At 35.2% G+C, this 4052-nt stretch carries 1 protein-coding gene (running past one end of the window); it reads left to right on the top strand.

Features of this window, described 5'->3' with window-relative positions; all coding sequences use genetic code 11:
- Positions 1-4052, top strand: part of the annotated coding region (locus ACKTTV_RS10020) for an amino acid adenylation domain-containing protein (protein ID WP_456243523.1) (this coding region is incomplete at its 3' end). Its footprint begins 11759 nt before the window's first position; 4052 of its 15811 annotated nt are in view.

The raw sequence follows: 4052 nt of genomic DNA, 5'->3' as shown, positions 1-4052 counted from the left end.
GATTTCTAATGAGGTACCTTTCTTTAGTGCCTTATTAAACTACCGTCACTCATCAATACTAACAGAAGAAGAGGTTGATGAGGATACGGTTAATTTAGGAATAGAGATTGTTAGTGATCATGAGCGTACGAATTATCCGTTTTCATTAAATGTTGATGATTATGGAAAGGAATTTAAATTAACAGCTCAGATTGATGGTAGTATTGATACCGAGCGTGTACTTGCTTTTATGGAAGAAGCTTTGGTACAACTTGTAGAAGGGTTACAATCAGAAGAATCAGTACCAGTTGCAAGTTTATCAATTTTAGCAAAAGAAGAGGAGGTACAATTATTAGAGACTTTCAATAATACTCATGCTGAGTATCCATTAGATAAAACATTAGTTGATTTATTTGCAGAGCAAGTAGCTAAAACACCAGAAACGACTGCTGTTGTTTTTGAAAATGAAGCATTGACCTTTGCAGAGTTAGACGAGCGTTCAAATCAACTAGGGCACTACTTACGTGAGCAAGGAGTTACTCCAGATACTTTAGTTGGTATTTGTATTGAACGAAGTATTGAAATGCTAGTGAGCATTTTAGGGATCTTAAAATCAGGAGGAGCATATGTGCCGATTGATCCAGAATATCCAGAAGATCGTATCGAGTATATGCTCACTGATGCTGATATCAAATTGGTCTTAACCAGTACAAAAGTTAATTCAGAAGTATTAGGAGATCGAGAAGGAGTAATCTCTTTAGCTTTAGATAGCCAGAGGGAAACGATAGCGAATTACTCTAAAGATGCTTTAACTTCAGTAGTATCTCCAGAGAACTTGGCTTATGTAATCTATACTTCAGGAAGTACAGGAAAGCCAAAAGGAGTAATGAACCAACACAATGGTATTGTAAACCGTTTATTATGGACGCAATCAGAATATCAATTAACCTCAGAAGATACTATTTTACAAAAAACAACTTTCAGTTTTGATGTATCGGTATGGGAGTTATTATGGGGAGCAATGTGTGGTTCGAAATTAGTATTCGCAAAACCAGAAGGCCATAAAGATGCTCGTTATTTAAAAGAAATTATAGAAGAGCACAAAGTAACAACGATGCACTTTGTACCATCAATGTTAAGAGTGTTCTTAGAAGAAATAGAAAAAGGAGATTGTTCTTCTTTACGTCGTGTAATTTGTAGTGGAGAAGCTTTACAAGTAGATCATGTAGCATTATTTAATGAGAAATTTACAGGAACGGAGTTACATAATTTATACGGACCAACCGAAGCAGCGATTGATGTAAGTTATTGGCCGGTTCCATTAGACAAACAAATCGACAATGTATTAATTGGACGTCCAGTCGCCAATACAAGTTTATACGTACTAGATGATTCAATGAATTTAGCTCCAATTGGAGTTGCGGGAGAATTATGTATTGGAGGAATTCAGGTAGCTAGAGGATATCTAAACAAAGAAGAACTAACCAATGAGAAGTTCATCTCGAATCCATTTAAGGAAGGAGATCGAATCTACAAAACAGGAGATTTAGCTAGATGGTTACCAGATGGAACAATAGAATATATTGGAAGAAAAGATAATCAGGTAAAGATTCGTGGATACAGAATCGAATTAGGAGAGATTGAGAATGCCTTATCATTATTAGAAAGTATCAGTCAATGTTGTGTATTAGCTAAAGACGATAGTATAGGAAGCAAGCGTTTGGTTGCTTATGTAGTTTCAAATGGAGAATTCGGTAAGGAAAAGATTCAAAATGAATTAAAAGAAGTTCTTCCAGAATACATGGTTCCTGGATTATGGGTTGAGTTAGAAACAATGCCATTAACAGTGAATGGTAAATTAGATAGAAAAGCTTTACCAGAACCAGATGGATCATTATTATCAACCAAAGAGTATGTCGCTCCAAGAAATGAGTTAGAGGCTCAAATGGTGAGTATCTGGCAAGATGTATTAGGCATTGAAAAGATTGGAGTTTATGATAATTTCTTTGAATTAGGAGGACATAGTTTATTAGTTGTTCAGTTAATATCGAGATTACAAAAGATAGATTTCAATATTGCAGTAAAAGATATTTTCTCAAATCCAACGATTGCAGAAATTGCAGAAAGAGGATCTTCAGAGATTTCAACTTACGAAGTTCCAGCGAATGGAATTACAGAGGATACAGATTACATTGTACCAGAGATGGTTCCTTTATTGGATTTTGATCAAGAGGATATTGATACAGTAGTATCGAAAGTACCAGGAGGAGTAGAGAATATTCAAGATATCTATCCATTGTCACCATTACAAGAAGGAATTTACTTCCATTATTTAATGAGTAATGAGGAACAAGGAGATCCATATATTTTATCGAATTTACTTTCATTTACAAGTAAAACCCAACGTAATTCTTTTATAGAAGCACTTCAGTTTGTAATAGACCGTCACGATGTATTGCGTACTTGTTTTGTAAGTGAGGATCTACCAATAACGGTTCAGGTGGTGCAAAGAAAGGCAACATTAAAAGTTGAAGAAATAACTATTGATGCTTCGAAAGATTTGGGTGAAGAGTTAAGATTATTAACCACTCCAGGGAATCAATGGATGGACATTTCAGAAGCACCGTTATTAAAATTGAAATCAATTGAGGATGAAGAGAATGGAGTATACTATTTGGTAGTAAATCAGCACCATTTAATATTAGACCATCTAGGTTTAGAAAGAGTAATTTTTGAGATAGAGCAATATTTATCAGGGAATAAAGAAAGCCTTCCAAGGCCAGTATTATATCGTGATTTTATAGCACATACCTTACATTCACAAGCAACGAATAACGATGAGGGGTACTTCAGAGAATTATTAGAAGATATAGAAGAACCTACTTATCCATTTAACTTAACGAATGTTTTAGGAAATGGAAGTGAGATCAAGGAGTTAGAAATCAGGTTACCAGAAGAACTGAGTAAAAGAATTCGAAGAGTTAGCATTGAATTAGGAATAAGTCCTGCTGTATTATTCCATGCTACGTATGGAATTGTAGTCGGAAGATGTAGCAATAAAGAGTATGCCATTTTTGGATCATTATTCTCAGGACGTTTACAAGGAGCGGTTGGAGCAGCAGAATCTTTAGGACTGTTCATTAATACCTTACCATTTTTTGCAAAGCTAGAGGGAAGTATTACCGAGTATGTTCAAAAGGTAAAAGAAGGCTTAAATGAGTTGTTGCCTTATGAGCAAACACCGTTATCAAGTATTCAAAATTGGAGTAACATTTCTAATGAAATTCCGTTGTTCAGTGCTTTATTAAATTATCGTCACTCTGAAGCTCCGAAAGAGGTTCAAGATATTTCGGAAGAACATGATTTAGGCATATCTCATATTGGGGGGCATGAAAGAACGAATTACCCACTTACCTTAAGTGTTGACGATTTAGGAGTTGATTTTGGATTAACAGTTCAGATTGAAGAGCATATTGATACAGCTCGCGTTTTAGATTATATGCAAGAAACCTTAGAACAACTATTGGAAGGTTTGACTTCAGAAGAAATAATTGAAGTTAATAGTGTAGCAATCTTACCAAAACAAGAGCTAGAGTTATTAGACACATTTAACAATACCTATGCAGAGTATCCATTGGATAAAACATTGGTTGATTTATTTGCAGAACAAGTAGCTAAAACACCAGAAGCGATTGCAGTTGTTTTTGAAAATGAAGCATTGACCTTTGCAGAGTTAGACGAGCGTTCAAATCAACTAGGGCACTACTTACGTGAGCAAGGAGTTACTCCAGATACTTTAGTTGGTATTTGTATTGAACGAAGTATTGAGATGCTAGTGAGCATTTTAGGGATCTTAAAATCAGGAGGAGTGTATGTGCCAATTGATCCGGAATATCCAGAGGATCGTATCGAATATATGCTAACCGATGCTGATATCAAATTGGTATTAACCAGTACAAAAGTTAATTCAGAAGTACTAGGAGAAAGAGAAGGTATAACTGCCATAGCTTTAGATAGTCAATGGGAGACGATAGCGAATTACTCTAAAGAAGCTTTAATTCCAGTAGTATCTC

Origin of the sequence: Tenacibaculum xiamenense (assembly GCF_964513065.1) — a bacterium.
Taxonomy (GTDB): domain Bacteria; phylum Bacteroidota; class Bacteroidia; order Flavobacteriales; family Flavobacteriaceae; genus Polaribacter; species Polaribacter xiamenense.
The sequence above is the reverse complement of the archived record's forward strand: the minus strand, read 5'-3'. Positions and strand labels throughout refer to the sequence as shown.